The 24,474-nt window shown below is 62.9% G+C and carries 21 protein-coding genes; 17 read left to right on the top strand and 4 right to left on the bottom strand.

Translation table 11 applies throughout. The annotated features are described in order from the left end of the window. The first annotated feature begins 16 nt into the window (after nucleotides 1-16). The gene (pdxJ, locus tag ACZ5WQ_RS09820; RefSeq protein WP_228245123.1) at nucleotides 17-757 is read left to right on the top strand and encodes a pyridoxine 5'-phosphate synthase; all 741 of its coding nucleotides are present in this window, start codon (nucleotides 17-19) and stop codon (nucleotides 755-757) included. Then, nucleotides 754-1,134, top strand: a complete 381-nt coding sequence (gene acpS, locus ACZ5WQ_RS09815; RefSeq protein ID WP_088273357.1) for a holo-ACP synthase — start codon at nucleotides 754-756, stop codon at nucleotides 1,132-1,134. The genes pdxJ and acpS overlap by 4 nt, the downstream gene beginning before the upstream one ends. On the opposite strand, the gene ACZ5WQ_RS09810 is transcribed toward acpS, so the two are convergent. Continuing rightward, the gene (locus ACZ5WQ_RS09810; RefSeq protein WP_269686846.1) at nucleotides 1,123-3,912 is read right to left on the bottom strand and encodes a response regulator; all 2,790 of its coding nucleotides are present in this window, start codon (nucleotides 3,910-3,912) and stop codon (nucleotides 1,123-1,125) included. The genes acpS and ACZ5WQ_RS09810 overlap by 12 nt on opposite strands. A gap of 104 nt (nucleotides 3,913-4,016) precedes the next feature. Here ACZ5WQ_RS09810 and cysM point away from each other — a divergent pair, with 104 nt between their 5' ends. Genes cysM through mazG form a run of 4 tightly spaced genes read left to right on the top strand, consistent with a single transcriptional unit; the run spans nucleotide 4,017 to nucleotide 9,346 of the window. Beyond that, nucleotides 4,017-4,913 carry a cysteine synthase CysM gene (gene cysM, locus ACZ5WQ_RS09805; protein WP_088273360.1) on the top strand — a complete coding sequence of 299 codons (897 nt, stop codon included), beginning with the start codon at nucleotides 4,017-4,019 and terminating at the stop codon, nucleotides 4,911-4,913. After that, nucleotides 4,910-6,253 (top strand): 23S rRNA (uracil(1939)-C(5))-methyltransferase RlmD, encoded by a 1,344-nt coding sequence (gene rlmD / locus ACZ5WQ_RS09800; RefSeq protein ID WP_228245125.1) that lies wholly within the window; start codon nucleotides 4,910-4,912, stop codon nucleotides 6,251-6,253. Before cysM ends, rlmD begins: the two co-directional genes overlap by 4 nt. 25 nt (nucleotides 6,254-6,278) lie before the next feature. Next, on the top strand, nucleotides 6,279-8,531 hold the full coding sequence (gene relA / locus ACZ5WQ_RS09795; protein WP_088273363.1) for a GTP diphosphokinase: 2,253 nt from the start codon (nucleotides 6,279-6,281) through the stop codon (nucleotides 8,529-8,531). After that, nucleotides 8,528-9,346, top strand: a complete 819-nt coding sequence (gene mazG / locus ACZ5WQ_RS09790) for a nucleoside triphosphate pyrophosphohydrolase (RefSeq protein WP_464382252.1) — start codon at nucleotides 8,528-8,530, stop codon at nucleotides 9,344-9,346. Before relA ends, mazG begins: the two co-directional genes overlap by 4 nt. 36 nt (nucleotides 9,347-9,382) lie before the next feature. Here mazG and ACZ5WQ_RS09785 read toward each other — a convergent pair whose 3' ends face one another. After that, nucleotides 9,383-9,727 carry a pilin assembly protein gene (locus ACZ5WQ_RS09785; protein WP_285677609.1) on the bottom strand — a complete coding sequence of 115 codons (345 nt, stop codon included), beginning with the start codon at nucleotides 9,725-9,727 and terminating at the stop codon, nucleotides 9,383-9,385. Nucleotides 9,728-9,870: 143 nt separating this feature from the next. Here ACZ5WQ_RS09785 and ppc point away from each other — a divergent pair, with 143 nt between their 5' ends. From ppc to ACZ5WQ_RS09755, 6 genes are all read left to right on the top strand, one after another. Further along, entirely contained in the window at nucleotides 9,871-12,510 is a 2,640-nt protein-coding gene (ppc, locus tag ACZ5WQ_RS09780; RefSeq protein ID WP_228245128.1) for a phosphoenolpyruvate carboxylase, read from the top strand. 240 nt (nucleotides 12,511-12,750) lie between these two features. After that, nucleotides 12,751-13,398: an adenylate kinase gene (gene adk / locus ACZ5WQ_RS09775; RefSeq protein WP_088273368.1), complete on the top strand. Its 648-nt coding sequence runs from the start codon at nucleotides 12,751-12,753 to the stop codon at nucleotides 13,396-13,398. Between the two features lie 95 nt (nucleotides 13,399-13,493). Further along, nucleotides 13,494-14,168, top strand: coding sequence for a tRNA (adenosine(37)-N6)-threonylcarbamoyltransferase complex dimerization subunit type 1 TsaB (gene tsaB, locus ACZ5WQ_RS09770; RefSeq protein WP_269686851.1), 675 nt, complete (start codon nucleotides 13,494-13,496; stop codon nucleotides 14,166-14,168). 30 nt (nucleotides 14,169-14,198) lie between these two features. Continuing rightward, nucleotides 14,199-14,513: a hypothetical protein gene (locus ACZ5WQ_RS09765; RefSeq protein ID WP_285677611.1), complete on the top strand. Its 315-nt coding sequence runs from the start codon at nucleotides 14,199-14,201 to the stop codon at nucleotides 14,511-14,513. Nucleotides 14,514-14,532: 19 nt separating this feature from the next. Further along, entirely contained in the window at nucleotides 14,533-15,405 is an 873-nt protein-coding gene (locus ACZ5WQ_RS09760) for a DUF72 domain-containing protein (RefSeq protein ID WP_464382251.1), read from the top strand. Nucleotides 15,406-15,422: 17 nt separating this feature from the next. Continuing rightward, complete coding sequence (locus tag ACZ5WQ_RS09755) at nucleotides 15,423-16,211, top strand: class I SAM-dependent methyltransferase (protein ID WP_464382250.1); 789 nt, start codon at nucleotides 15,423-15,425, stop codon at nucleotides 16,209-16,211. A 7-nt stretch (nucleotides 16,212-16,218) separates the two neighbouring features. Here ACZ5WQ_RS09755 and plsB read toward each other — a convergent pair whose 3' ends face one another. Beyond that, nucleotides 16,219-18,705 carry a glycerol-3-phosphate 1-O-acyltransferase PlsB gene (gene plsB, locus ACZ5WQ_RS09750; protein WP_464382249.1) on the bottom strand — a complete coding sequence of 829 codons (2,487 nt, stop codon included), beginning with the start codon at nucleotides 18,703-18,705 and terminating at the stop codon, nucleotides 16,219-16,221. A gap of 330 nt (nucleotides 18,706-19,035) precedes the next feature. Between plsB and ACZ5WQ_RS09745 the strand changes: the two genes are divergently transcribed. From ACZ5WQ_RS09745 to ACZ5WQ_RS09725, 5 genes are all read left to right on the top strand, one after another. After that, complete coding sequence (locus ACZ5WQ_RS09745; protein WP_335600346.1) at nucleotides 19,036-19,965, top strand: ABC transporter ATP-binding protein; 930 nt, start codon at nucleotides 19,036-19,038, stop codon at nucleotides 19,963-19,965. Further along, nucleotides 19,962-20,696, top strand: a complete 735-nt coding sequence (locus ACZ5WQ_RS09740) for an ABC transporter permease (RefSeq protein ID WP_088273375.1) — start codon at nucleotides 19,962-19,964, stop codon at nucleotides 20,694-20,696. Before ACZ5WQ_RS09745 ends, ACZ5WQ_RS09740 begins: the two co-directional genes overlap by 4 nt. A gap of 12 nt (nucleotides 20,697-20,708) precedes the next feature. Beyond that, nucleotides 20,709-22,550 carry a GldG family protein gene (locus ACZ5WQ_RS09735; protein ID WP_228245135.1) on the top strand — a complete coding sequence of 614 codons (1,842 nt, stop codon included), beginning with the start codon at nucleotides 20,709-20,711 and terminating at the stop codon, nucleotides 22,548-22,550. A gap of 9 nt (nucleotides 22,551-22,559) precedes the next feature. Next, complete coding sequence (locus ACZ5WQ_RS09730) at nucleotides 22,560-23,552, top strand: DUF4340 domain-containing protein (protein WP_228245136.1); 993 nt, start codon at nucleotides 22,560-22,562, stop codon at nucleotides 23,550-23,552. A gap of 174 nt (nucleotides 23,553-23,726) precedes the next feature. Next, nucleotides 23,727-23,936: a cold-shock protein gene (locus ACZ5WQ_RS09725; RefSeq protein ID WP_088273378.1), complete on the top strand. Its 210-nt coding sequence runs from the start codon at nucleotides 23,727-23,729 to the stop codon at nucleotides 23,934-23,936. 97 nt (nucleotides 23,937-24,033) lie between these two features. Here the strand turns inward: ACZ5WQ_RS09725 and trxC are convergent, their stop codons facing one another. Continuing rightward, nucleotides 24,034-24,465 (bottom strand): thioredoxin TrxC, encoded by a 432-nt coding sequence (gene trxC / locus ACZ5WQ_RS09720; protein ID WP_464382248.1) that lies wholly within the window; start codon nucleotides 24,463-24,465, stop codon nucleotides 24,034-24,036. Nucleotides 24,466-24,474: the final 9 nt, after the last annotated feature.

Genomic DNA, 24,474 nt, shown 5'->3' with positions numbered 1-24,474 from the left:
CAACGGAGAATCTTGCATGAGCCAGTCTGATCGCGTGCTGTTGGGCGTCAACATCGACCACGTCGCTACCCTGCGTCAGGCCCGTGGTACCCGTTACCCGGATCCGGTCCAGGCGGCCATTGAAGCCGAGCAGGCCGGGGCAGATGGTATTACCGTGCATCTGCGTGAAGATCGTCGTCATATCCAGGAGCGTGATATTCACCTGCTGGCACAGGTGCTGCAGACGCGAATGAATTTCGAGATGGCGGTTACCGATGAGATGGTCGCCTTTGCCGAGCAGATTCGTCCGGCACATGTCTGTCTGGTCCCGGAGCGTCGTGAAGAACTTACTACCGAGGGTGGGCTGGACGTCTGTGGTAACGAGGCGCGCGTTCAGGCGGCCATCGAGCGGCTGGCCGCGGCTGGCAGTGAAGTGTCGCTGTTTATCGACCCGGACCGGCGCCAGATTGAGGCGGCCAAGCGGCTGGGTGCGCCGGTGATTGAGCTGCACACGGGCCACTATGCCGATACCGAGGGGGCCGAGCAGCAGCAGGCGCTGGAGCGTATCCGCGAGTCCGTCACCTACGCCCGCAAGCTTGGTCTGGTGGTCAACGCCGGGCACGGTCTGCATTATCATAACGTTCAGGCAATCGCTGCGATTCCCGGAATCCATGAGCTGAACATCGGCCACGCGATTATTGCCCGCGCCCTGTTTTCCGGTCTGGCCGGTGCGGTGCGTGACATGCGCCAGCTGATCATGGAAGCGTCTGGCCGATGATCCGGGGTATCGGCACCGACCTGGTGCTGGTGTCGCGGATTGAGGCGGCGCTGGGGCGCCAGGGCGAGCGTTTTGCCCGGCGTATCCTGACGCCGGACGAGTTCGCTCGCTTTGCCGATCACGGTCAGCCGGCTCGCTTTCTGGCCAAGCGCTTCGCGGCCAAGGAAGCCATCATGAAAGCGCTCGGGACCGGGTTGGCCGGAGGGCTGTCCTGGCAGCACATGCAGATTGACCGTGATCCGCTGGGCGCCCCTGTCGTTGTGCTGAGCGGGGCCGCAGCCCAGCGAGTGGCGGACGGCGGCGGCGGGCGCATGCTGCTTTCGCTCAGCGACGAGCGGGAGCAGGCGCTGGCGTTTGCCCTCTGGTCACAGGACTGACAGGCTGCCCTGCAGGCGGTCTACAGCTTCCAGCAGCCGTTCTATTTCCTCGCCGCAGGGCGCCTTTTCCTTCAGCCGTGTTTCGGCTTGCAGACAGCGTCTTCGCAGCTCGGGTACGCCGCAGTAGCGGGTTGCTCCGTGCAGACGGTGCACCGTCTCCAGCAGCGCGTCGGTGTTGCCGGCCCGGTAGCTTTGCTCTATTTGCTCGCGGTCGCCGGGCAGGCTCTGCATCAGCATATCCAGCATCTCCTGCGCCAGATCTGCCTTGCCAGCCGCGAGCCGCAACCCTTCGTCGTGATCCAGTATGCGCGGTTCGCTGTCGGCAGGTTGCTCCGGCTGCTCCTCCAGCTTCGGTGCAGCGCCGGGTGACAGGTCGTGACCGGTCCATTTCAAGATACTGTCACGCAATTGCTCGGGGTTGATCGGTTTGCTCAGGTAGTCATTCATGCCGCATTTGAGCAGTTTGCGTCTTTCATCTGCGAGCGCGTGGGCGGTCAGTGCGACGACCGGCGTGGCCGACTGCTGGCTGATCTCTTCGCGAATACGCAGTTCCTCGGTTGTCTGGCGTCCGTCCATTCCGGGCATTTGGACATCCATGAAAATCAGATCAAAGCGCTGTTCATCGAGGATATCGAGGGCGTTTTCTCCGCTGGTGGCGGTACGCACCCGGGTGCCCATTTCCTGCAGAAAGGTTTCGACCAGTTTGAGGTTGGCCGGGTTATCGTCGACGCAGAGAATGCTGACGCTGTCCGGATTGCTGCGTCGCTCGGACAGCAGTGGTGTCGACGACTCCGCCGCCACGCCCGCGCGGGGTGACAGCAGACGGGTAAGGGTGCGATACAGCTTGCGCAGGCACAGTGGACGGGAGAGCACCGCGCAGTGTGCCGGCGGCAGTTGATCCAGCAAGTCCGGTTGCGCGACCGTGTCTACCAGCAGAATACTCTGGCACTGCCCGGCGGCGGCCCAGCGCTGGGCTGCCTGAACGCTTTCGGTCCACTCGGAGTCATTGTTGCCGCTGCTGATCAGGGCGAGCTGTATGGTCTGACCGTTGGCTGTGTTCAGGTCGCTATCAAGCTCGCTGAGTGAGGCGTACAGGCGGGCCTGCAGGCCAAGCCCCTCGAGTGAGTGGAGCAGAGCTTGCCGGGTCAGGTCGAGGGGTTCGTAAACAGCGACCTCAATGCCGGAAAATGGTCGCACGGGAAGGTCGTCGCTGGCCTGGCTGGATTTGTTCAGGGTGATCGTCAACCAGAACTCGGAGCCTTCCCCGGGTCTGCTATTCAGGCCGATGTCACCCTGCATTTCTTCGACTAGGCGCTTGGTGATGACCAGCCCCAGGCCGGTGCCGCCGGTCTGCCTGGTCAGCGAGTTGTCGACCTGACTGAAGGCCCGGAACAGCGACTTCTGCTGCGCCTCGGAAAGGCCAACGCCGGTGTCAGAGACGCTGATGCGCAAGGTCGCCTCGCTGTCGTTTTCCTCTTCCAGCATAACCCGCAGGCAAACCGACCCGACGTGGGTGAACTTGATCGCGTTACTCAGCAGGTTGGACAGAATCTGTTTCAGGCGCAGTGCATCGCCTTTGAGGCCCAACGGGACGTCACTGTAGATCAGGCTGACCAGCTCGATCTGCTTCTGGTGGGCGGCCGGTGCGAGCATGGTCAGCGCTTCTTCGATCTGATCACGCAGGTTGAATGGCATGCTCTCCAGGGTCAGCTTGCCGGCTTCAATCTTGGAGAAGTCCAGAATTTCGTTGATGATCGCCAGCAGGTTGCTGGCCGACTTGCTGATGGTGTCCAGGTATTCGCTCTGGCGCGTTGTCATCTCGGTGCGCTGCAGCAGGTTGCTGAAACCGATAATCCCGTTAAGCGGTGTGCGCAGCTCGTGACTCATGTTGGCGAGAAATTCGGACTTGATCCGGCTGGCTTCCTGCGCCGCCTTGCGCGCCATATCGAGCTCGATATTCTGAACTTCGATGGTCTCCAGCGTCTGGCGCAGGTCCTCGGTGGCCTGCTCGACGTTCTGTTGCAGCTCGCCCTGCGCGCTCTGCAGCGCCTGGGCCATGGTATTGATGCCCTCGACCAGATCGTCCAGCTCGCGCGCACCCTGCTTCGGCAGGCGCACATCAAGCTGGCCCCTGCTGATTCGGGCGATGGCCTGGTTGATGTCGGCAATCGGTTCGAGGATACGACGGCCCATGGTGCTGACCATCAGGCTGGTGATCAGCAGGCCAAGCAGAACCAGTACCAGGGTGCTGAGCAGGGTCTGGTAAGTACGCAGCTGGGTATTGCCGTGGCTGAGTTCGACTTCCAGCCAGCCGATCAGCGCATCCGGCTCAAGATCGGTGCGGGTGCTGTCTGACAGCAGCTCGGGGCTGGCCTGCAGCGGCAGGACGAAACGGGTACTGCGCTCACCGCTGCGGATCTGCAGGCCGGTACCCGCCGCCAGCGGGGTTTCCGGTACTGGCTGATCGGCGATGAACATCTGCGGGCCGCTGTGTTCGAGTGGATGGTGATCAGCGTCATACAGCGCTACCGCGCGCACATCCTGATAATTCAGAGTGCTTGCCAGAGCGCTGCGCAGCCGCTCCGGCTGTCCGGCCAGCAAGGCCTCGGTGGCTGGTCTTTGCAGGTGTTCGGCGGTGAGCTGCCCGCGCTCGAGCAATTGCTGCTGCAGGTCACCAAGGTGCTGCCAGCTGAAATAGGCGCCAACAGCCGTGGCCAGAATCCCCGCGGGGATCAGGGTCATCAGCAGCAGCCTTGCCTTGATACCGATCTCGTTCATTAGCTATATCCACTTCGCCGTTGCCGGTATCATAGGCCGACTTGTTAAAAAGCACAGCTTCGACGACCCGGGTATCCGGGTCAACCGGCCCCCGAGGTAGAGTCATGAGTTACCCAACCATTGCCGACTGCATCGGCAACACCCCGCTGGTTCGCCTGCAACGCCTGCCCGGCAATACCAGTAATACCATCCTGGTCAAACTCGAAGGTAACAACCCGGCCGGTTCAGTCAAGGATCGGCCGGCGCTGTCGATGATCGAGCGGGCCGAGGCACGCGGGGATATCCAGCCCGGCGACACCCTGATTGAGGCGACCTCGGGCAATACCGGCATCGCCCTGGCCATGGCAGCAGCGATCAAGGGCTACCGCATGGTGCTGATCATGCCGAATAACATGAGTGCCGAGCGCAAGGCAGCGATGACGGCCTACGGCGCCGAGCTGATTGAGGTCACCCAGGCTCAGGGCATGGAGGGCGCGCGCGATCTGGCCTTGCGCATGCAGGCCGAGGGGCAGGGCAAGGTACTTGACCAGTTTGGCAACCAGGACAACCCCGAGGCGCATTACCGCGGCACTGGCCCCGAGATCTGGCGCGACACAAACGGTACCGTTACGCATTTCATCAGCTCGATGGGCACCACCGGTACCATCATGGGGACTTCCCGTTACCTCAAGGAACAGAATCCGTCGATTCAGATTGTTGGCCTGCAGCCTGTCGAGGGAGCGGCGATTCCCGGTATCCGTCGCTGGCCGAAGGAGTATCTGCCGACCATTTTTGACGACACCCGGGTCGATCGTGTGATCGATATGGGCCAGCAGGAGGCCGAGGTGACCATGCGTCGTCTGGCGCGTGAAGAGGGCATCTTCTGTGGCGTGTCATCCGGCGGGTCGGTGGCCGCAGCGCTGCGCATCAGTGCCGAGGTTGAGAACGCCGTCATCGTGGCGATCATCTGTGATCGCGGCGATCGCTACCTGTCCACCGGCGTCTACGACGGTCCACTGTGAAGCGCGGTCGCGGACGGTCGCGCACGACTGCTGCAGCCGATGCACCGGCTGCGGTCGGGCAGCGTATCGAGCTGACCCTGGAGCGTCTGACCCACGACGGGCGCGGTATCGGTCGCTGGCGTGGACGGACCACCTTTGTCGAGGGCGGATTGCCCGGTGAGCAGGTCACTGCCCGGGTGATTCGTGCGCGCAGCAAGCTGATTGAGGCGCGGCTGGAAAGCCTGCAGCAGGCCAGCCCTGATCGACAGCTGCCGCGCTGTCCGCACATCGAACTGTGTGGTGGCTGCAGCTTGCAGCACATGCCGCACCAGCAGCAGCTGGAGATCAAGCAACAGGCGCTGGCCCAGCAATTGCAGCATTTCGCCCAGGTTGAGCCACAGCAATGGGCGCCGGCATTGTCCGGGTCGGATTATGGCTATCGCCAGCGCACCCGTATCGCGCTGCGCTGGGATCGGCAGCGGCGCGAGCTGGATGTGGGCTTTCGTCAACGCGCCAGCAATGAGCTGGTCAACGTAACGCAATGCCCCGTTCTGGTGCCGCAGCTGGAGGCGGCGCTCAAGGCCTTGCCAGCGCTGCTGCGCGGGCTGCGCTCTGTCGAGACGCTGGGGCATGTCGAGCTGATCGGCGCTGAGCATCCGGCGCTGGTGCTGCGTCATCTGCAACCGCTCCCGGCCGAAGATCAGCAACAATTGCTGGCCTTTGCCGAGCAGCATGGCATGGGCTGCTGGCTGCAGGGCGATGACGCTGCAGCGGTGCCGCTGGGCTCGGCTGCCGAGCCGGCCTACAAGCTGGCTGATCAGCAGTTGACGCTGGGTTTTGCGCCGGGTGACTTCACCCAGGTCAATCCGCAGATCAATCAGGCCATGGTCAATCAGGCGCTGGACTGGCTGGCGATCGAGCCGGGCGAAGCGGTGCTGGACCTGTTCTGCGGTGTCGGTAACTTCGCCCTGGCACTGGCCCGGGCAGGCGCTTCGGTGGTGGGTATCGAGGGCAGTGAAGAGATGGTGGCGCGCGCGCAGGAAAATGCGCGCAAAAACCGCCTGGATGCGGTGCACTTTTTGCCGGCTGACCTGTCGAAGCCCCTTGAAATGTCGGCTGCGCCCCAGAGATATACGGCCGCGCTGCTGGACCCCCCGCGTGATGGCGCCGATCAGCTGGTGGCCGATCTGGCAGCAATGGGCGTCGCGCGCATACTTTACATTTCCTGCAACCCGGCCACGCTGGCGCGGGACGCGGGAATTCTGGCAGGCAAGGGCTATACCCTGGTCAGGGCGGGCATCATGGATATGTTCCCCCAAACCGCCCATGTCGAAGCCATGGCATTGTTCCGGAGACAGTAGATCGCCTCCGGGCGAGGATAAGAAAATGGTACAGGTCAGAGCAGCACACCCGATCAATCAGGACGGCAGCGTCAATATCGACGCCTGGATCAGCAGGATCGGGGAGCGCACCCAGCTCAGCGACCCCCAGGTGCTGCATGAGGCATGCGAATGGGCATGTGATCTTGAGCAGCAGGCGATCGCGGCCGAAAACATCTGGGCTGACGGCGCCAGCAGTTATCGCACCGGTCTTGAAATGGCCGAAATCCTGGCTGACCTCAAACTCGACCAGGATTCGCTGGTCGCCGCAGTCGTCTATCGCGCTGTGCGCGAGCGCAAGACCGATCTCACCGAGGTCGAGCACCGGTTTGGTCCGACCGTCACCCATCTGGTCGATGGCGTGCAGCGCATGGCGGCGATCAGTGTGTCGCAGAATCCCGGCAACAACGCCATGTTCAATACCCAGTCCCAGGTAGAGAATCTGCGCAAGATGCTGGTGACCATGGTCGATGACGTGCGCGTCGCCCTGATCAAGCTGGCCGAGCGCACCTGCGCCATCCGGGCAGTCAAGGACGCGCCGGAGGAGAAGCGCTACCGGGTTGCCCGTGAGGTATTCGACATCTATGCACCGCTGGCCCATCGTCTCGGGATTGGTCATATCAAGTGGGAGCTGGAAGATCTGTCCTTCCGCTACCTGGAGCCGACCCAGTACAAGCAGATTGCCAAGCTGCTGGACGAGCGTCGGCTCGACCGACAGGAATATATCGACGCGGTGATGGCGCAGTTGCGCGAGGCACTGGAAGAAGCGTCGATTCATGCCGACATTACCGGTCGGGCCAAGCATATCTACTCGATCTGGCGGAAGATGCAGCGCAAGGGCATCGATTTCAGTCAGGTATACGACGTGCGCGCAGTGCGAATTCTGGTGCCGCAGGTGCGTGATTGCTACACCGCTCTTGGGGTAGTTCACAGCCTTTGGCGGCACATTCCCAACGAGTTCGACGACTACATTGCCAACCCCAAGGAAAACGGCTATCGCTCGCTGCATACGGCGGTGATCGGCCCCGAGGGCAAGGTGCTGGAAGTACAGATCCGTACCCAGGCCATGCATGAAGAGGCCGAGCTCGGTGTTTGCGCCCACTGGCGCTACAAGGGGACCGATCCGGACAGCAGCTCCAACGCCTACGAGGACAAGATCGCCTGGTTGCGACAGGTGCTGGAATGGCACGAGGAGATGGGCGATATCGGCGGGTTGGCCGAACAGCTGCGGGTGGATTTCGAGCCGGATCGTATTTACCTGTTCACCCCCGACGGCCACGTGCTGGACATGCCCAAGGGCGCGACCCCGCTGGATTTCGCCTATCGGGTACACACCGAGATCGGTCACAGCTGTCGCGGCGCCAAGGTCAACGGCCGCATCGTACCGCTCAACTACCTGCTGCAGACCGGTGAGCAGGTCGAGATCATTACCGGCAAGCAGAGCGGGCCCAGTCGTGACTGGCTGAACCCCAACCTCGGCTACCTGAACACGTCACGCGCGCGGGCCAAGGTGCAGCACTGGTTCAAGGAACAGGCCCGCGAGCAGAACGTGCAGGCCGGCAAGCTGATGGTCGAGCGCGAGCTGACCCGTATGGCCCTGAACGGCGCAGACTATGCGCAGTTGATTGACCGCCTCGGGCTGAAGAGTCAGGAAGATTTGTTCGTCGCTGTCGGAGCCGGCGACATGCGGCTGGCCCATGTGGTGACTGTGGCCCAGCAACTGGTCGAGCCGGATCGACACAGCGAACAGCTTGAGCTGATTCCGAAGAAACCGAGCCGCTCTTCGGTCGGCCGCCGCGGCGATGTCTACATCCAGGGCGTCGGCAACCTGATGACCCAGCTGGCCGGCTGCTGCCAGCCGGTGCCGGGTGATCCGATCATCGGCTATATCACCCTCGGTCGTGGCGTCACGGTACACCGCGCCGACTGTGCCAACGCCATGCAGTTGCAGGATCGGGACTCCGAGCGGCTGATCGAAGTCAGCTGGGGTGGTGCGCCGGTGCAAACCTACCCGGTGGAGATCTACATCAAGGCCTACGACCGCTCCGGTCTGCTGCGTGACGTGTCGCTGCTGCTGGCCAATGAGAAGATCAACGTGCTGGAGGTCAATACGCGGACCAACAAGGACGATAACTACGCCGCTATGCTGCTGACCATCGAGATCCCGAGTCTGAGTCTGCTCAGTCGCCTGTTGACGCGGATCAGCCAGCTGCCGAACGTGATTGAGGCGCGGCGTAACCGCCAGGAAGGTCGTGGATGAGTTACCAGTTGGACGATCTGCTGTACCTCATGCAGCGCCTGCGTGATCCGCAGCACGGTTGCCCATGGGATCTGGAGCAGAGCTACGCGACCATCGTGCCGCATACGCTGGAAGAGGCCTACGAAGTCGCCGATGCCATCGAGCAGGGCGATTTCGATCAGCTGCGCGGCGAGCTGGGTGATCTGCTGTTTCAGGTGGTGTTTTACGCCCAGCTGGCCAGCGAGGAAGAGCGTTTCAGCTGGAACGAGGTGGTCGATGGCATTACCCGCAAGCTGGTGCGACGTCACCCGCATGTATTCCCCGACGGCAATCTGCGTACCCCGCCCGGCACCCTGACCCTGGCGCCCGAGCAGATCAAGCAGCGTTGGGAGCAGATCAAGGCCGAGGAGCGGGCCGAGAAAGCAGACCGGCCTGAGCAGCTGTCACTGCTGGATGATGTACCGGCGGCGCTGCCGGCCCTGAGTCGCGCCCAGAAGCTGCAGAAACGCGCGGCGTCGGCCGGCTTCGACTGGCCCGAGGTGGCCCCGGTGATCGACAAGATCAGTGAAGAGCTCGACGAAGTGCGTGAAGCGCTCGCGGCTGGCCATCAGCAGGCCGTTGCCGAAGAAATGGGCGATCTGCTGTTCTGCGTGGTCAATCTGGCCCGGCACCTGGGTGTCGATGCGGAAAACGCGCTGCGCCAGGGCAATGCCAAGTTCGAGCGGCGCTTTCGCTTTATCGAGGATCAACTGCGTGTGCAGGGAGCTACGGTGGCCGAGCGCTCGCTGGACGAGCTCGACGCACTGTGGGATGCCGCCAAGCAGCAAGGCTTATAGGGTCAAGGCATGCCGTGACCGTGTTTGTCGCCGCGCTTAATGCTGGGTTTCCTGCTGGCGCTCGAGCAACTCCTGCAGGTGCTTGCGGCTCAGCTCCAGATAGCGCGGTGTCGGGCCCTCGTCCTTGTACAGGGGGTCGCCCAGTTCGTCGACCGCGATGACTTCCTTGCCGGCCTGGTAGGGCAGGCTGGCTTCGAGTTCCTCCAGTGCGGCGCCGAGCAGGTCGGTGATCAGGTCCTCGATCTGGCGTTTCGGATACATCTCGTGCAGCGCTTCCAGGCGGGCCGCGTCCTCGAGTGGCAGATGTACGCTGTAGCTGTTGCGGGTCACCCGGCCCTTGGCGGTTTTTTCCCAGGTCTGGGTGAGTTCACGGATCTTCATGTTTTCCCCCTTGATGACTGACTGTCGCTTGTGGCGACACCCTCAGCATAGACCATTCGCGCAGGCTTTCAGTGCCATTGGCCCCTTGTCAGGGACGGGCGGGCATCGCATGCTGTTCGCTCATACTGTTCGGAGGTAAGTCCATGACCGATATCGATGCCCGCTTGCGCGAAGACGTCCACAATCTGGGAGCCCTGCTCGGGCAGACCATTCAGGCTCACCTGGGGGAGGACTTTCTGCAGCGCATCGAGCGCATCCGGCTGGGTGCCAAACAGGGGCGCAAGGCGGATCAGGCCGCCAATGAAGCGTTGCTCAGCGCCCTGCAGGACTTGCCGGATAGCCAGTTGCTGCCGGTCTGTCGTGCCTTCAACCAGTTCCTCAACCTGGCCAACATCGCCGAACAGCATCACCGTATTCGCCGCCGCCGGGCTGATGAGCCGCTCGGCTTCGAGTCGCGTTGCGTGAGTGATCTGCTGGCCCGACTCAAGCAGGAAAACTTCAGTGCCGAAGCCATCGTGCAGCAGGTCAATGATCTGGACATTGAGCTGGTGCTGACTGCGCACCCGACCGAAGTGACCCGCCGCACCCTGATTCAGAAATACGACGCCATCGCCGCCGCCCTTGCTCGCGGTGATCACGACGATCTGACTTCCAGCGAACGTGGTGAGGTGCGTCAGGATCTGGCCCGCCTGATCAGCGAGGCCTGGCATACCGATGAGATTCGCCGTACCCGTCCGACGCCGGTTGATGAAGCCAAGTGGGGTTTTGCTGTCATCGAGCATTCGCTGTGGCAGGCACTGCCGCAGTTTCTTCGTCAGTTTGACGCCGATGTGCATAAGGCGACAGGCGAGCATCTTGATCTGCGCGCCGCACCGGTGCGCATTGCCTCCTGGATGGGCGGAGACCGTGATGGCAACCCCAACGTCACCGCACCGGTAACCCGCGAGGTGCTGCTGCTGGGGCGCTGGATGGCGGCGGATCTGTACCTGCGCGACATCGAAGAGCTGACCAATCAGTTGTCAATGCATGCCGCCAGTGACGAACTGCTGGCGCAGGCGAACTCGGTCGACGAGCCTTATCGCGCGGTGCTCAAGCAGTTGCGTACCCGGCTGCAGGCCAGCCGACGCTGGGCGGAGCAGTCGCTGAGCGCCGATGTGCCCATGCCGGATGAGGTATTGCATGATCTGGATGACCTGCGCGGCCCGCTGGAACTGTGCTACCGGTCGCTGATGCAGTTCGGCCTCAAGCGCATCGCCAATGGCCCGCTGCTGGATACCCTGCGTCGGGTCAACGCCTTCGGCCTCGGGCTGGTGCGACTGGACATTCGTCAGGATGCAGCGCGGCATGCCGAGGTATTCAGCGAGCTGACCCAATACCTGCAGCTGGGCAACTACGCCGACTGGGACGAGGAGGCGCGCTGCCGCTTCCTGCTCGAGGAACTGCATAACCGACGTCCGCTGCTGCCGCCGACCTGGCAGCCGTCTGCGGAGGTGGCTGAAGTGCTGGCGACCTGTCGGGTGGTTGCCCAGCAGCCGCGCGAGCTGCTCGGGTCTTATGTCATCTCCATGGCTTCGCATCCCTCCGACGTGCTGGCGGTCAAGCTGCTGCTCAAGGAAACCGGTGTCACCTGGCCGATGCGAGTCGCTCCGCTGTTTGAAACCCTCGATGATCTGGATCACGCTGCCGCCGCCATCGACCGGCTGCTGGCGCTGGATCAGTATCGCGCGCTGGTTGGCGACGAGCAGGAAGTCATGATTGGTTACTCCGATTCGGCCAAGGATGCCGGCACTCTGGCGGCGGGCTGGGCGCAGTACCGCGCTCAGGAGGCACTGGTTGCGGTTTGTCAGCGTCACGGCGTGCGCCTGCGTCTGTTCCACGGTCGTGGCGGCACGGTTGGCCGGGGCGGGGCACCTGCGCACATGGCGATTCTGTCGCAGCCACCGGGCTCGGTAAGGGGCCAGTTCCGGGTGACCGAGCAGGGCGAGATGATCCGCTTCAAGTTCGGTCTGCCCGGCATTGCCGTGCAAAGCATGCAGCTGTACGCCAGTGCGGTGCTGGAAGCCAGCCTGCTGCCGCCGCCAGCACCGCAACCGGCCTGGCGTGAGCTGATGCAGCAGATGGCGGATCGTTCGGTCGAGGTTTATCGCGGTGTAGTGCGCGGCGAGCCACAATTCGTCGAGTACTTCCGTCAGGCCACGCCGGAGCAGGAGCTTGGGCGTCTGCCGCTGGGCAGCCGGCCGGCCAAGCGGCGCAGTCAGGGCGGTATTGAAACCCTGCGGGCGATTCCCTGGATATTCGCCTGGACGCAGACCCGGCTTATGCTGCCAGCCTGGCTGGGCGCAGGACAGGCGCTGCGTGAGATGCTGGATGCGGGCAGGCAGGACCAGTTGCGCGAGATGATGACGCACTGGCCGTTCTTCCTGGCACGGGTCGAGATGCTGGAGATGGTGCTGTCCAAGGCCGATGTCGATATTGCCCGCTTCTATGAGAGGCGTCTGGCCAGCGAGGACCTCTGGCCGCTGGGCAAGCGTCTGCGTGACGCTCTGGAACAGGCCACTGCGGCAGTGCTGCAACTGCGTGACAGCGATGTGCTGCTGGCCCACAACCCGGCGCTGGGTGAGTCGGTTGCGATTCGCAACCCCTACACCGATCCGCTGCATGTGCTGCAGGCCGAACTGATGGCGCGTACCCGCGCGCAGGGCGACAAGATTGATGCGGATCTTGAACGTGCCCTGATGGTGACCATGGCCGGCATCGCCGCCGGCATGCGCAATACCGGCTGACGACAGAACGCGCAGCCTTGATGGGCTGCGCTGATCGTCAAGTATTTCAATGGCTTGTTTGCCTGCGACAATGGTCCGTCTTGTGCATGTCGGCGCGGGCGTGTATGTTGATCCCCCTTTGCGATCCAGCACCGCCTGGATAGTGCGAATTTTTCCGCATCTGCGCCGCGCGCGGGTGCCAGGCAGGTCGCTGGTTTAGGGCCGCTGACAGCTCGGATTCAGTTAGACGAGGAGTACATCATGCGAGTTATCCTGTTGGGCGCCCCCGGGGCGGGCAAGGGCACACAGGCCCAGTTCATCTGCGAGCGTTTTGGCATCCCGCAGATCTCCACCGGGGACATGCTGCGCGCAGCGGTCAAGGCCGGCACCGAGCTTGGCAAGCAGGTGAAAGAAGTCATGGACAATGGCGGCCTGGTCTCCGACGACCTGATCATCGGTCTGATCAAGGAGCGTATCACCCAGGACGATTGCGCCAAGGGCTTCCTGTTTGACGGTTTTCCGCGCACCATCCCGCAGGCTGAAGCGCTGGTTGAAGCTGGCATCGATATCGATCGCGTACTGGAAATTGCCGTTGCTGACGAAGAAATCGTTGCCCGTCTGTCCGGCCGCCGCGTGCACCCGGGTTCCGGTCGGGTTTACCATGTCGACCACAACCCGCCGAAGGTTGCCGGCAAGGATGATGTGACGGGTGAAGACCTGATCCAGCGTGACGACGACAAGGAAGAAACCGTACGCAAGCGTCTGGAGGTGTACCACACCCAGACCAAGCCGCTGGTCGACTTCTACCAGAAGCTGTCTGCTGCCAAGGGCACGCCCAAGTGCGCCAAGGTGGAAGGCATCGGCAGCGTCGAGCAGATCACTGCCAAGGTCATCACCGCGCTGGACTGAGTCCTGCTCGCTTGACCACAAGACCCGTGCTGACTTCGGTCGCACGGGTCTTTGCATTTTTGTACAATGCCCGGCCCTGAATTCAGAATCCGACCATGACTACACTGCTTGCTCTGGATACCGCCACCGAATGCTGTTCTGCCGCGCTGCTGCATGACGGCCGCGTCACTGCGCGCAGCGAAGTGATTCCGCGTCAGCACGCCCAGCGCCTGCTGCCGATGATTGAAGAGCTGCTCGGCGAGCGCGAGCTGCGTTTGCCGGATGTCGATGCGCTGGTGTTCGGCCGCGGACCCGGTGCCTTTACCGGTGTGCGTATCGCCACTGGCATGGTGCAGGGTCTGGCCTTTGCCGCCGACAAGCCGGTGATTGCGGTGTCCAACCTGGCTGCGCTGGCCCAGCGCGCGTGGCGCGAACATGGCGCCGAGACCGTTGCAGCGGCGATTGATGCGCGCATGGACGAAGTCTACTGGGGGCTATACGGCCTGCAGGACGGCGTCATGCAGTCACTGGACGACGAGCGGGTCTGCCCTCCGGAAGCCGTCAGCCTGCCTGACGGGGTAGCCAGTGTGGCCGGCGCCGGGACTGGCTGGCAGTACGCCGACCGGCTGGCGGTCTCGGCCGAGCGCAGTTGGCCGCAGATGCTGCCGGATGCCGTCGACCTGATTACCCTGGCCTTGCCACGCTGGCTGGCCGGTGAGGTGCTGGATGCGGCCGATGCCCAGCCGGTCTACCTGCGCGACAAGGTTGCCACGCCAAAAGGCCAGGCGTAAGCTGGCGGCATTATCTCTGGAGCTAATCTGGTGCGCCTGGACGGTTTCAACCCTTACTCATCGCTGCCTGACCGCAGCAGCCGCGCGGTTGCCAACACCACTGGCAGCAGCCCTGCTGCGTCCGTGCCCGGCAATGAGCAGGCCGGGGTAACCGCGACGCGTCTTCCGCCAGCCCAGGTGGTCCGTACCTCCAGCCCGGCCGCCGAGTATATCCCTGCCCGGCGCGAGTCTTATGAGCCGATCTACGGTCGCGCCAATCAGGCACTCGCCAGCTATCAAAGCACCGCCAACATGCCGGTCGACAGCGCCGCTGACACTATCGTCGGCATCGACACCTACGCCTGATGTCGTGACCGCACTACCCATGCGTTTCATCACTGGCTGCCCGCTCTGGGCCGAGCCTGCCTGGTCGGGCAGCCTCTACACCCGCGGCAGCGACGCCGATGAGCGTTTGGCGCAGTACAGCCGGGTGTTTGGCGCGGTCGAGGGCAATACCACCTTCTACTCGTTGCCGAGCGAGGCGCGGGTTGCCCGCTGGGCCGAGCTGCTGGTGGATGATTTTCATTTCTGCGCCAAACTGCCGCGGGAGGTCAGTCACGCTGGTCGGCTGGACCCTGCCCACCCAGCGTTGAAAGCCTTTCTTGAACGGCTGGCACCGCTGCAGCAGCGGCTCGGGCCGATCTGGCTGCAGTTGCCGGAGCGCTTTGCGCCAGAAGATATGGGTACGCTGGCGGATTTTCTCGATAGCTTGCCGGGCGACTACCGCTATGCAGTCGAAGTGCGACATCCGGGCTTTTTCCGCAAGGATGACGCCGAGCGCCAGCTCAATCGTTTGCTGCATCAGCGCAGTATCGAGCGCATCAGTTTTGACAGCCGCGCCCTGTTTGCCAGTGCTGCGACCGATCCGTCGACGCTGGAAGCCAAGCGGCGCAAGCCGCGTCTGCCGGTGCACGCCATTGCGCTGAGTGAGCGGCCCAGCGTGCGCTTTATCGGTGGCATGGAGCAGGCTGCCAACTGGCAGGCACTGGCGCCCTGGCTCGACAAGTGCGTGCAGTGGCTGCAGGAAGGGCGTCAGCCGATGCTGTTTATGCACACCCCGGATAACCTGCTCGCTCCTCAGCTGGCCCGAGACTTTCACGCCGCACTCTGCGAGCGGCTGCCGACCCTCCCACCGATGCCGCTCTGGCCCGGTGAGCAGGAGGCCGTCGATATGCCGCAGCAGGGCGGCTTGTTCTGATAGCAACAGGAAACCTCATGACTGACGACATGCCCCTAACCCTGGCGGTCAACTGGCGGGACAGCCGCTTTCAGGTCGCTGCCCAGGCGCTGGCGGCGCGGCTGCAGTTGCCGGTGCTGGCGGATCTGCCGGACGGAGCGGGGTTGCTGTTGGAGTTCGATGATGACGGGCTGGCATTGCGCAGCACTGCAGATGGCGCACCCGGTGCGGTGCGCGTCGACTTTGTCAACGGGGCGATGGCGCACCGCCGTCAGTTTGGCGGCGGGGCCGGGCAAATGGTGGCGCGTGCGGTGGGTATTCGCGGCAATATTCGGCCCACCGTGCTTGATGCCACCGCAGGCTTGGGGCGCGACGGCTTCGTGATTGCCTCGCTGGGCTGCGAGGTCACGCTGCTTGAGCGTCAGCCGGTGATCGCTGCGTTGCTTGAGGACGGTTTGCAGCGGGCCCGTGCGGCAGGGGGGGAGGTTGCGGAAATCGCCACGCGCATGCACCTGGTGCACTGCGATGCGATTGCCGCGATGGGGGATTGGCAGTTGGAGGTGCCTCAGGTCATTCATCTGGACCCGATGTTCCCGCACCGGGACAAGTCTGCGCTGGTAAAAAAGGAAATGCGCTTGTTCCGCCCGCTCGCCGGCGATGACGATGACGCGCCCGAGCTGTTGGCGGCGGCGCTGCAGCTGGCCAGTCACCGGGTCGTGGTCAAGCGGCCGCGCAAGGCGCCGGCCATTGCCGGCCAGCGCCCCAGCGCCGAGATGGCCGGCCAGTCCAGTCGCTACGATATCTACGGCAAGAAAAAACTCGAGTAACGTACCGTCATGCCGCACTTGCCGGTTTGCCTGAGCCTTCGGCGCTGCGTGCCACCTGTCGGATCGACAGTCGCACCTCTGCGCTCAGGACGCGTTTGGCGGTGTTTTCGGCAATATCTTCGAGTCCGGCTACGTAACTCAGTCGGCCCTCGGCGTCGGCGCTGAGCACCTGTTCAGCGGTCAGGCGCTGGATGAATTGGCGGAACAGGGTCTTGTCGAAGAATTCCGGTGCGTTCAACCCGTGCAGGATCGACAACCGCTGTGCCATCACCGTACAGCGGGCCTCCAGCTGCTCTGCAGTCTGACTGCCATTGGGAAAGTTCAGCAGCAGCGCCGCGACCATATAAAAGCGTTCCAGAATCTGGATGATGCTGCGCGACAGCAGGCTGAGCATGACAAACTCGGGTGAACTCAGGTCCGGGCGCTGGATCTGGCCATCGGCCTCGCGCAGCAGTTGCTGCGCGATCAGGCTGTCGATCCATTGCTGAATTACCCCGGGTAGGTGCTCCTCCTTCCAGCGCAGAAACAGCTCGTTCTGCAGGTAGGGATAGATACCCATGACCAGGCGCTCAATCTGCTCGCGGGTCATGCGCGGGTTGTTCTGGAACAGGCAGGCAATCAGCGCCGGCAACGCGACCAGATGCAGCACGTTGTTGCGGTAGTAGGTCATCAGGACCGCCTGTGGTTCGTCCAGCCGCATGATTTCGCCGAGGGCATCGGACTGGCGATCAATCATCTGCATGGCCTCAACGTGCTCGATCATTTCCTGGCCCGAGATATTCGGCAGGGTCACGCCGCCACTGTAGGGCACCGCCTGCAGCAGCGCCTTGTAGTGATCCAGCGAGCGGGCCAGCGAGGTCTCGTCCAGCGCCAGACGCGCAGTGGACAGCATGACCAGCGCGACCATGTTGACCGGGTTGACGTCGGCGGCCGCGCTGATGCCGCTGGTCAGCTCGCGGGCCAGGGTGTTGGTGGTGTCGTTCAGCCAGGCCGGGCGGTAGTCCGGCCCCATCGACTGGTTGCGCCAGCCGGGTTGCTCGCGGTCGAGGAAGTCGGCCAGCGCCAGTGGTTCACCAAAGTTCACCGCCACCTGGCCGAACGGCAACTTGAGGGCTGACAGCACGCGGAAGATATCGAAGACCGATTCTTTTTTCTTTGCCTGGCCGCGCAGCTCGCCAAGGTAGGTGCGGCCCTCCAGTACCCGCTCGTAGCCAATATAGACCGGTACGAAGACGATGGGGCGGCGCGAGGAACGCAGGAAGCTGCGCAGGGTGATCGCCAGCATGCCGGTCTTGGGGCTGAGCATGCGCCCGGTGCGCGAGCGGCCGCCTTCGATGAAGTATTCCACCGGGAAGCCGCGGCTGAACAGCGCGTGCAGATACTCGTTGAACACGGCGGTATAGAGTTGATTGCCCTTGAAGCTGCGACGCATGAAAAAGGCGCCGCCGCGGCGCAGAATGCCTCCTATTACCGGCATGTTGAGGTTGATGCCGGCGGCGATGTGCGGCGGGGTCATGCTGTTGCGAAACAGCAGGTAGGACAGCAGCAGGTAGTCGATGTGGCTGCGGTGGCAGGGCACATAGATGATTTCATTGCCGCGGGCGATGTCCTGGATCGGCTTGATGTTATTGACCCGAATGCCGTCGTACAGCTTGTTCCAGAACCAGCTCAGTACTACCTCAAGGAAGCGGATGATGGTGTAGGTGAAGTCCGAGGCGATCTCGTTGGCATAGCGGGAGGCCATGGCCTGCGCCTTGCTCTCGTCAATCCCCTTTTCGCTGGCCTCGCGGGTGATCGCCTCGCGCACCAGCGGGGCATGCAGCAGTCCCTTGAGCAGAGTGCGGCGGTGAACCAGCTCAGGGCCGACCACAGCGGCGCGTTGCTGGCGGAAGTGCACGCGCAGCACCCGGTTGACCCGGCGTATCGCGCGCTGGCGGTCCATTCCCGGTTCAAGCAGTGTGTGCAATGGCACCTGCGGGCCGAAGTGTACGCGCACCTTGCGCCCCTGCAGCAGGATTGCGAGAAACTTGCGCAGGCGGCCGCCCACCCAGTTCCAGGCGAACAGTAACTTCAGCGGCGATGATTCACTGTCTGGTGACTGCCCCCAGAATACGGTCACGGGTACCAACTGAACATCGGCGCTGTCACTCAGGGCGCAGTCCAGTACCTTGCCCAGACGTGGCGACTGCGCGCGTGGGTCCGGGCGGCCCACCCAGGAGCGCTCGTGACTCAGGAAAACGTAGGATTCGCGTTCGTCGAGCGGTGGCAGCGGGACACGCACCGGACGCGGCAGGCCGGCGCGCACGCATTCGCGGTCGGCGACGATAAGGTCACTCAGAGAGCGGTAGGGCAGAACATAGATTACCGGTCGCTGCGGGTCTATGCCGATGTCATCGCCTTCGCCGATCCGGCGCGAGCGTGCCCACAGATACAGCAGGCGGCGAGCCAGACCGAAACGCAGGCGACCGAACAATGAGGAATAGGAAGCGGACATGGACATCTCTGTGGCAGCGTGGGCGGTAGCCGGATTTCGCAAGGCGGCTTGAGGTGGATTTTAGCGGGTTTGGCGGCCGCTCGCAGCCTGTCATGGCGGCGGCGGCACCGCCCGGCAAATGGTTGCTTGAAATGCACCGGGGGGATTCATATAGTCACTGCCTCGTGCGCATCCTTATCCGGCCGGAGACGGGGCATTTTGCCTCTCGCGATTGTGAACCACTGCACAGTTGCATTGTCGTAAACCGACATGGGTATCAGGGGCGATCGCTGGCCGCAGAAGCCAGCCGCAGACCGCGCGAAAGACCATTCTGGGGGAATAATAAAAGGCATGATAAGCATAAACAGCCTGACCAAACGCTTCGGCGATCACGTCGCCGTCGACAATCTGTCGTTTGACGTCAAGCCGGGTGAAGTGCTCGGTTTTCTCGGGCCCAACGGGGCCGGCAAGTCCACCACCATGAAGATGCTGACCGGATTTCTGACGCCTGATGGCGGTTCGGCGTCGGTCTGCGGCTTCGATATTCAGACCCAGACGCTGCTGGCGCAGCAGAAGATGGGCTATCTGCCTGAAGGTGCTCCGTGTTACGGCGACATGCGCGTCAAGGGCTTCCTTGAATTTATCGCCAGTGTTCGTGGCCTGACTGGTGCCGAGCGCCAGCGTCAGGTGCAGCGCGCCGTTGAGCAGGTCGAACTGCAGGACGTGCTCGGCCAGCGGATCGAGACGCTGTCCAAAGGGTTCAAGCGCCGGGTCGGTCTGGCCCAGGCCATTCTGCACGACCCGCAGGTGCTGATTCTGGACGAGCCCACCGATGGTCTGGACCCAAACCAGAAGCATCAGGTTCGCCGGCTGATTCAGCAACTGGCCGAAGGCAGCAACAAGATTGTTGTGATTTCCACCCATATCCTCGAAGAAGTCAGTGCAGTCTGCTCGCGTGCCGTGATTATCGGCAAGGGCCGCCTGCTGGCTGACGGTACGCCTGACGAGCTGGAAGCGCGCTCGCGCTATCACCAGGCGGTGACCCTGTCGCTCGCTGCGCCCGCTGACAGCGCTGCGCTCGAATCGCTGCCCGGTGTGGTCGCGGTTGAGCGCTCGGCAGACGGTCTTGCGTTGACCGTACTGGCCAAACCGGGTGAGGTGATCTTCCCGGCGGTCGGTCAACTGGCGCGTGAGCAGCAGTGGCAGGTCAATGAGCTGTCGGTGGAGCGCGGTCGTCTGGACGACGTGTTCCGCAGTCTGACCTCGGGGGAGTCGGTATGAACAATCTGGGTGTAATCTTCCGCCGCGAGCTGGGCAGTTACTTTGCCACGCCGCTGGCCTATATCTTCATCGTCATCTTTCTGGTCATGGCGTCGCTGTTTACCTTTGACGTCGGTGGCTTCTATGAGGCGGGTCAGGCTGATCTCATCGCCTTCTTCAACTTCCATGCGGGCCTGTACCTGTTCCTGATTCCGGCGGTCGCCATGCGGCTGTGGGCGGAGGAGCGCAAGTCGGGGACCATCGAATTGCTGATGACCCTGCCGGTGTCCCGAGCCGCTATGGTGCTGGGCAAGTTTCTCGCCGCCTGGGTGTTCGTCGGTATCGCGCTGTTGCTGACCTTCCCGATGGTGTTGACCGTCAATTACCTTGGCTCGCCGGATAACGGCGCGATCCTGACCGGCTATATCGGCAGCTGGCTGATGGCTGGCGGCTATCTGGCCATCGGCTCCTGCATGTCGGCACTGACCAAGAACCAGGTCATCGCCTTTATTCTCAGTGTGGTGGTGTGCTTCCTGTTTGTTGTCAGCGGGGTATCCATGGTGCAGAACGCCTTCAGTGGCTGGGCACCGCAGTGGGTGCTCGATACGCTCGCCTCGTTCAGCTTTCTGACCCGCTTTGAAGCGATCAGCAAGGGGGTGCTGGATTTGCGCGATTTGCTGTATTTCTTCTCGCTGATGGGCGCCTGGCTGCTCGCGACGGCGGTTGTCATCGACCTGAAAAAGGCCGACTGAGGAGCTGACTCTATGAAACGTCTAATGTATTCCGGTGCCGGCCTGCTGGTGCTGCTGCTGGCCTTCTTTGCATTCAATATGGCAACCAACGTGCTGCTGCCCGGCGCGCGACTGGATCTGACCGAACAGAAGCTGTTCACCCTGTCCGATGGCACCAAGCAGATTCTTGACGAGCTGGATGCGCCGATTGATCTGTACTTCTTTTTCTCCGACTCGGCGAGCAAGGACCTGACCGTGCTGCGCAACTACCAGCGTCGGGTTGAGGAAATGCTCAAGGAGTATGAGCGCCGCGCCAATGGCCAGATTCGTCTGCACATTATCGACCCCGAGCCGTTCTCCGAGGCCGAGGATCGCGCTGCCGAGTTCGGCCTTCAGGCGATTCCGCTGAGCGACAGCGGTGAATCGCTGTACTTCGGTCTGGCCGGTACCAACGAGTTGGCCCAGCGTGAGGTGATTCCGTTCTTCGCACTCGAGCAGGAAGGCATGCTCGAGTATGAGCTCAGCCGTCTGGTCAGCACCCTGGCCAAGCCCGACAAGCCGGCAATCGGTCTTATCTCCGGCCTGCCGGTGGATGGCGGCATGAACCCCTACACCCAGCAGCCCGCTGCTCCCTGGATGTCGATTGAGCAGGTGCGGCAGGTGTTCGAGGTCAAGCCGCTGGCCGAGGATATCGACAGTATTCCCGAGGATATCGGCGTGCTGTTGCTGATCCATCCCAAGGCACTGACCGAATCGGCGCTGTACGCCATTGACCAGTTTGTGCTGCGTGGCGGCAAGCTGCTGGCTTATGTGGATCCCTTCGCTGAGGCCGATCAGGGCATGGAGGCGATGATTCAGGGCATGGCGGACGGCAAGGCATCTGATCTTGGGCCGCTGCTGCAGGCCTGGGGTGTGGCCTATGATCCGACCAGGGTTGTGGTCGACGCCCAGCAGGGCATGGCGGTTGGTCGTGGCCCTGGTCAGCGCCCGGCCCGTCACATCGGCTGGCTTGAGGTGGAAACCGCGCAGATCGATGCCGACGATACCATTACCGCCCCGCTGCAGTTGTTGACCTACGCGACCGGTGGCGCGCTGGTGCCGGTCGAGGGCAGTGAGACCCGCTTTACTCCGCTGTTGCAGAGCACTAAAGACAGTGCGTTGCTACCGAGCGATGCCTTCGCCAACCTGCAGGACCCCGAGGACCTGCTCAAGGCGTTCACGCCGGACGACAACGTCTATACCCTGGCTGCACGTCTGCACGGGCCGGCCAAATCGGCCTACCCGCAGGGGCTTGAAGGGTATGAACCCGGCTTGACGCAGGCAGATAACATCAATGTGGTGGTTATCGCCGACACCGATATGCTGACCGACCGCATGTGGACCCAGGTGCGTGATCTGTTCGGTCAGCGCATTGCCCAGCCATGGGCGGAGAACGCCGGTCTGCTGGTCAACGCACTGGATAACCTGTCCGGGTCGGAAGCGCTGATCAGTGTGCGTTCGCGTGGCGACTTCAGCCGTCCGTTCACCGTGGTTGAAGAGCTGCAGCGCAAGGCCGAAAGCCGCTTCCGTGCCAGCGAGGAGCGCTTGCAGCAACGGCTGGCCGAGACCGACCAGAAACTCGCGCAGTTGCAGCAGAGCCAGGATCCCGGCCAGTTGACCGAGCTGACCACCGAGCAGCGCGATGCGATCCAGGCCTTCCTCGACGAGAAGCTGGCCATTCGCAAGCAACTGCGTGATGTGCGCTATCAGCTCAATGCCGATATTGACGAGCTGGGTAGCCGGCTGAAGTGGCTCAATACCGCAGCTGTGCCAGCCCTGCTGACCCTGGGTGTGCTGTTCTGGTGGCTGCTGGGTCGCGCCCGCCGCAAACGCTGAGGAGACGATATGCGCAAGATCATTCTTATCGCATTGGCCCTGATCGCGGCGGCGCTTGTGGCGGTCGCCCTGCAGGTACGCAATAGTGATCGGGTGACCGATCTGCAGAGCCAGCCGTTGCTGGACGAGGCGAAACTGTCGCAGCTGGCGGCGGTTGAACAGATCGAGCTGGCACGCGCCGGACAGCAAGTAGTGCTGCAGCGTGATGGTGAGGCCTGGACGGTCGCCAATCGTGACCAGTTCCCGCTCCAGCGCGAGCGTCTGGCAGCGCTGCTGCTGGCGCTGCGCGAGGCGCGGGTGATCGAGGCCAAAACGTCCAACCCCGATTACCACGCGCGCCTTGGTCTGACCGAGGGCGAGGGTAACGACAGTGCCCTGGGGGTCAGCGTCAAGGCCGCTGAAGGCGGTTTTGGCCTGCTCTTCGGCAACAAGGTTGGCAGTGATCAACTGGTGCGTTTCGCCAATGAGGATCAGGTCTGGCTGGTTAATCGGGCGCTGAGCATGTCGGCCAACCCGCAGGACTGGCTCGATCTGCAGGTCAGCCAGATTCCGCTGGAGCAGGTCGCCACCGCGCACTGGCGTTATGCCGATGGCGAGGAGCTGCGGCTCGACAAGGCCAGCGAGGGTGATTACAACTTCAAGCTGGCGGACGGCGAGGGTGCCGGTCAGGAGCGCAAGCTGAACTCGATGGTGCTGGCGCTGGCCGATCTGCGGGCGCAGAACGTGTCCCCGCGCACTGCCCTTGAGCTGGGTGAGCCGGTGTTGGTCATGCAGCTCGGCAGCTGGTCCGGTGCCACGCTGGATGCATCGCTCTACGAGGTCGGCGGGGCCTACTGGCTGACTATCGACCAGCTCGACCAGAGTGAGGAAAATCCGCTGACGGTCAACGCGGATGCACGCTGGGCGTTTCAGTTGGGTGTGGCTCAGCATGATCGCATGGTGCTGCGCCATGCAGACCTGAAAACAGCTGACGATGCCGCCGGGCAACCGGAACAGAACTGACCTCCCCCTTGCAGCCGCCTGATTGGGCGGCTGCTGCCTTGCCGCGCTACTTGCGGCTCCCAATCTCTGAACTAGACTCGAAAAACGACCACCGGGTGAATGCCCCCGGTGGGCGCGCACGCGTTGTCCGCAGGCGGATAACGGAATTGATCAGGTATGACGAGGATTGCGGTAATGGCAGAGCGGGAGCAGGGGACCGTCAAGTGGTTCAACGATGCCAAGGGGTTTGGTTTTATTCAGCGTGAGTCCGGTCCGGACGTGTTTGTGCACTTCCGCGCCATTCGCGGTGACGGTCACCGCACGTTGGTAGAGGGGCAGAAGGTCGAGTTCAGCGTTTCGCAGGGCCAGAAGGGCCTGCAGGCGGACGACGTCACCAAGCTGTAGCCGGTTTTTGTCCTGATGGCGCGGCTGCGGTGGCAGCTGCGCAGCACAGCACCTGCAGCGCGGGTTTGCCCGCGCCGAAGGCTTCTTGTGTCTTTTTTCAGGCTGGCGCAGGCAGCTGGCTGCGCAGCCAGCGATCAAATTCGCCCGCCGGCAGTGCGCCGTTTATCCGCGCGACTTCCTTACCCTGATGCACGATCAGCAGTGTCGGAATGCTGCGGATACCGAAACGGGCGGCCAGGTCGGGTGCCGCTTCGGTGTCAACCTTGAGAAAGCGCGCACGGGGCTCGTGTTGGCTGCAGCTTTGGCTGAAGGTCGGCGCGAACTGACGACAGGGGCCGCACCAGGCTGCCCAGAAATCCACCACCAGTGGCAGGTCCGCGCTGGCATGACGGGCAAACCCGGCGGCATCCACGGCGGTGGGCTGGCCGTTGAACAGTGGTTGCTTGCAGGTACCGCAAATGGGCGCAGCAGTCAGGCGACTGGCGTCCAGTCGGTTCTTGCGTTGGCAGTGGGGGCAGCAGATCAGCATTGGGAAGTC

It is taken from the genome of Halopseudomonas sp. T1L2 (genome assembly GCF_055397385.1).
Note: the sequence above shows the minus strand (reverse complement) of the source record. Positions and strands in the feature narration are given on the sequence as shown.